At 26.4% G+C, this 4,568-nt stretch carries 4 protein-coding genes and 1 riboswitch; all 4 genes read right to left on the minus strand.

All coding sequences use genetic code 11. The features are described from left to right. Nucleotides 1–235: 235 nt before the first annotated feature. The 4 genes from AACP42_RS02920 to AACP42_RS02935 all read right to left on the minus strand — a co-directional run bounded on the left by AACP42_RS02920 (nt 236) and on the right by AACP42_RS02935 (nt 4,446). Entirely contained in the window at nt 236–514 is a 279-nt protein-coding gene (locus AACP42_RS02920; RefSeq protein ID WP_212775565.1) for a DUF2963 domain-containing protein, read from the minus strand. A gap of 224 nt (nt 515–738) precedes the next feature. Then, entirely contained in the window at nt 739–1,098 is a 360-nt protein-coding gene (locus tag AACP42_RS02925) for an effector protein (protein WP_212775564.1), read from the minus strand. Between the two features lie 679 nt (nt 1,099–1,777). Further along, nucleotides 1,778–3,430, minus strand: a complete 1,653-nt coding sequence (locus AACP42_RS02930) for an ABC transporter permease subunit (RefSeq protein ID WP_249402821.1) — start codon at nt 3,428–3,430, stop codon at nt 1,778–1,780. A gap of 55 nt (nt 3,431–3,485) precedes the next feature. After that, nucleotides 3,486–3,656, minus strand: a riboswitch (Lysine riboswitch). A gap of 568 nt (nt 3,657–4,224) precedes the next feature. Beyond that, nucleotides 4,225–4,446, minus strand: coding sequence for a hypothetical protein (locus tag AACP42_RS02935; protein ID WP_227807044.1), 222 nt, complete (start codon nt 4,444–4,446; stop codon nt 4,225–4,227). Nucleotides 4,447–4,568: the final 122 nt, after the last annotated feature.

Raw genomic sequence — 4,568 nt, forward strand, 5'->3', positions numbered from 1 at the left:
AAAACCAGAGTTTAAAGTAAGCCTCAAATTCTAACTCATTATGAATCTCATTCAAGGTATATAAAATAAACTTCCAGTAGCCTCAGAATTAAAACAAAGAGCTAACCATATTATGTAGCCTATTGCCTATTTAAATACTCTCTCCCGCATTATTCAAGCATCATTTCCTTAGAGGATACGGTTTTTTGACGATTTTTTCGCGCAAAAAGTAAAACAGAAAGTAAGGGAGATAATTTTAGTCCTCAATCACTCCATAATGTCGTTCTACTACTCTGTCAACATCGCCATTAGTTTTGTTGGTTTTGTAGTAGGTTAATTTAATTTGGTTATCTGTTTGAGGATCGTATTCGATGATATAGTCTATTGTTTTACTGTCGGATTTGTAGCGGGTGTGTTTCTTTGATTCATTCAAAAAATCCCATCCATCGAATTTTTGAACTTGAGTTGAAAGTGGGTTTTGAGAAGAATCAGTTTTTGATTTAAAAACAAAATAATAAAGATAGATAATTTGCATTTTACAACTTTACAAACTGGTTATGCTCCAAAACCTTTACTAAGTTCACGAAACTTATGTTGCCGAACTGTGGAGCGTTTAGACTACTTGAATTAATGGTTCCCCTTCGTTTCCATTTAAATATAAGGAAATTTAGTTGGTTTTTAAATAATTTGAGGACCTCTTTTCTGATATGGGATAAAAAAAGACCCTGGAAGGGCCTTTATAGAAAATTAAAAATTTAATCAGCTTTGATTTCTTCTATTAATATTTTGTTGAGTATCATTTGCTATTTGAAGTCGATATTGATCTCTGAGAATTAATTGTTGTTGTATTTCAGTTATTAGTTCTGAAACTCGTTCTATGGCATCATTGGTAGTTTGCATTCTGATTAAACGTGTTGCATTATCTACACTTAAATCATTAAAATGATTATGCAATTGTGCCACCAAATTATTTCGTTCTTCGGTGAGTTGTTCCATTCTTACATCTAAATTTATGCCAGGAGAGGCATATAAAAAATTGTTGCTTTTAAATATCAATAATCCTAAAAAAATTAATGAAACTAATTTTAATAAGTATAATTGTTTTTTTAATTTAAACATTAATTAAATAACTCCTTTGGTTTTTTATTTCTCAACTGAGATGATGATGGTGTGGTTAGTTTATATAATATGATTTAATAAAATTCAGTTCATTTAGGTTGTAAAAAATACACTTTCTTATTGAATTATTAAAGTTTTTGGAAGAAAAGATTTTGTCTTTTTTGATTAGAGTTTCCGTCAATGTAGAATATCGTTTCCCCGTCGTCTTTGTGGTGGATTTTGATTGTTGGTTATGATTTAGAAGTTTTTTTGGTTAGTGAATTATTATTTAATAAAACAATAACTACCACAACAACAAGGGGTTAGAAATATCCACATTTTATTATTATTTTTAAGAGATGGTTTGATAATTCATATTTTTATCTCCTTTGGGTTTATTATGGGGGAGCGTAAAAACTCCCTTACTTTCTATTCTACTCTTTTTTTTGCACGAAAAACACAAAAGATAAATAATAATAGTAATAAATCAGATTTGCTTCACAACTATTATAAAATTGTCCCGCTCCAAATGCAATTTTCCGTTTTTTAATACAACTTGCAGGATATCTCGGGGGGTTCTCCGCGTTTAAATTTCTTGTTTTTTTGTTGTGCGAACCGAACTTATGTTGCCGAACTGTGGGTCGTTAGACCGCTTGATTAACAAGCATCTTTCGCGATCCATCTTATATATTAAAAAAAATTAAACTTGTCTTACTTTTTCCATTTTTTTCAAAAAGAAAATAACAGTTCCTACAATAATCAAATAAATAATAGAAGAAATATAATAAGGTTTAGGGCTTGCAACACTACTATACAAAGCATTAGAAGCACAAGCAATATCAATAATTCCACCTAACATACTAAAAACAACACAATCTTTTAAATTAATAATAAACTCATTTAAAATAGGAGTTTGTGATCTTTTAATAGCTTGGGGCAAAACAATATAGCGCATTGTTTGAGTATGTGTCATTCCCAAAGACAAGGAAGCCTCAATTTGTCCTTTATCCAAAAAGGAAATATTTTTAGTAATAATTTCTGAAATATAGCCCATAGTATTTAAAATAATTACCATATAAGCAGCAAACATTGGAGTATACCAAGTAGCATTTTGGAAAAAAGCAAACTCTTTTAAGAAAAAATAACTCACAAAAGCTTGCACTAACATAGGAGTACTTTTAATAATCCATATATAAAAATTAATAATTCTACATCCTATTTGATGCAAATAATAAATTAAAAAATGACTTTTCTTTTTGGTAATATTTAACACTTGGAAAAGAACTAACAATAAAGATAAGACAAATCCTCCAAAAGTGCCATAAATCCCAAATTTAAGAGTTGTTAAAATCCCTCTTTTATAAAGAGAAAAGTTATTTTTAAAAATAGACCATATATTTAATGTATCTTTTTCTGAGGTTTGTTTATGCATGAATTCTTTTCTTTTATCTGAGGTAAGTTCTTTTGTTAAAAAATCTTCAATGTATTCTTTGGTAATTTGTTTGTTGTTAATAAATTCTTTGTTAATGTCTTTTTGTTTTTGAAATCCAATAGCAAGTATTCCAGCGGCTTGTTTTATTTTATTATCTAAAATTATTTCTTTTTTAATTTCTATTTTATCTAAATTATTATGAGCTTGTAAATGTTTTTGGGCAACAGTTGCATCAGCTAAATAAAAATATTTGGAATCTGTTTGAACTTTTTGAGCTTGAACATCAAAATTGTCCATTCCTTCTACTTCATTTCCTTTTAATGTTTTTGCTATTTGTTCGTAAAAAGTTCCTCGTTGATATAACATTTTTCCAGGTAATTGAATTTTGTCATTAACTATAAATTCACCCTTGTTAGGGTTATTTTTATTTATAACAATAACATAAAATTGATCTTCATCATAATAAGAATTATCAGTAAAATCAATTTGGTCTTGTCTTTCTTTTGTTTTACTCATCCCTGCAATAATTAAATCAATATCTCCATTTTGACAAGCAGGAATTAAACTATCAAAATCTATTTTTTTAATTACTAATTTAATTTTTTTATCATACTTTTCATTTAAATAATCAACTAATTCTTTAGCTACTAAAACATCATATCCAGCAACTAAAATATCACTTTCTTTACCATTTATTGTTAAAGGATGCAAGTCTTTTTTATCTTTATTATTAGAAAGATAATTATAAGGTTTATAATTGCATTCCATTCCTACAACTAAAGTATTTTCATCTTTGTTTTTAATATTTTGAGGATAAAAATCATCATATAATAAAAAAGTTACAATAATAGTTAAAATTGTTAAAAAAAGATATTTAGCTTTAAAATAATTCTTAATTCTTGAAAAAGATAACGTTAGCAAATGATTTTCCTTCCTATAAAACAAAAAACCTTCTTAAAAGAAGGTTTGAGAAAGACTTGATTAAAGCGCCTTTACTGTTAAAACAGCAAGAATATTATAGATATTTTCTATAATCTCATAATAAATTATTGCCATAATTATTATTCGGCGATGGTTACCTTTCTTATGCTTCACAGAATGCCTTCTTCACATAATACTCTTTTACACCGCTACCTCTTTTTGATTTTATATAAAATTTTATTTAGTAATCGAAACATATAATAAAAAAAATTTATTATATAGTAAATTATAACATAATTTTTAAATTAGTTGATTCATTTTTTTGGGGATCAGGGAAAAATCGTTTTTGACATAAATTAATCCAGTGGTAATTAAACTAATTAATCCGAATATACCCCAAATAATAAGTTTTTTTCTTTTTTGGAGTTTTTATTAAAGATATTAGGCCTTTATTTTCATCATTATTACTCCTTTAAATTAGTATTTTTATACAAAAAATTAAATAAATATTTCTTAGCAGCTTCCTTTTTATTATTTTTTTTATTCAATTGTCATTAAATGGCATTTTAAGTAAAAAAAACAACCATTAACTAATAACTATACATTAAAACATTCAAGAAAATGAATTTACTATTTTTTTGCTTGTTTTAATTAAAAAAATCTTTTTTTAGAAAAGGTTTTGCTTTTGCAGATAAACTCTAAAAATATGAAAAAAGAAAATAACAAAGACTATCTTTTACGATAGTCTTTATTATTTTTGTATTTGGTGCAATTTTAATTGAACCTAAAAGTATTTAATAATAATATTTTAATTCACTTACACTAAATCCGGCGGTTTGGCATTCTGTCTTACTATAATTAGCCTCTTTTAATTCATACATACTAAATCCAGCTTGTTTAAATTGTGTTGCTGTATATTTTTCACGAGGTTCATTGCTAAATAAATAAGAAGAGTGTTCTTTACCAAGTATGTTTACAATTGAAAATCCAGCTTCTTTTAATTTTTTTAAGTCCATTCCTACGTTTTCAAAAGAATTTACTGTAAATCGAGCTTGTTTTAATTCTTGTAATGTATGAGGTGTTCCGTTTTTTTAGATACTTTTTTATTTCAAAATTACTCTTTAAGACTTAAAATTAA

This window comes from Hydrangea phyllody phytoplasma (assembly GCF_036985185.1).
GTDB lineage: Bacteria > Bacillota_I > Bacilli_A > Acholeplasmatales > Acholeplasmataceae > Phytoplasma > Phytoplasma asteris.

What these genes read in the sequence shown, in the direction of transcription:
- AACP42_RS02920 (WP_212775565.1), bottom strand. Translation starts at nt 514, where the DNA reads ATGCAAATTATCTATCTTTATTATTTTGTTTTTAAATCAAAAACTGAT.
- AACP42_RS02925 (WP_212775564.1), bottom strand. Translation starts at nt 1,098, where the DNA reads ATGTTTAAATTAAAAAAACAATTATACTTATTAAAATTAGTTTCATTA.
- AACP42_RS02935 (WP_227807044.1), bottom strand. Translation starts at nt 4,446, where the DNA reads ATGGACTTAAAAAAATTAAAAGAAGCTGGATTTTCAATTGTAAACATA.